The 239-nt window shown below is 67.4% G+C and carries 1 pseudogene; it reads right to left on the minus strand.

Annotation, left to right across the window (positions count from 1 at the left end):
- Positions 1–239, minus strand: a pseudogene (locus AC0IYU_RS34980) (serine peptidase); the annotation flags it as partial.

Here is a 239-nt window from a genome sequence, read left to right on the forward strand (position 1 = left end):
GTCGCCGATGACGTGATTGTTGGTCACCACGATGCCGGACGTGTCGATGATGAAGCCGGAGCCAAGGGAGTTCGACTTGCGCTGCTGGCGCGGCGAGTCGTTGTCGCCCCGCTCGCCACCCTTGTCACCGCCCTTGCCGCCGCGGCGGTTGAAGAACTCCTCGAACAGGTCCTCGAAGGGCGTGCCCGGCGGCAGCTGCGGCATGGTGCGGCTGCTGCGCGCATCGACCGTGGTAGAGG

This window comes from Variovorax sp. AC103, assembly GCF_979254005.1.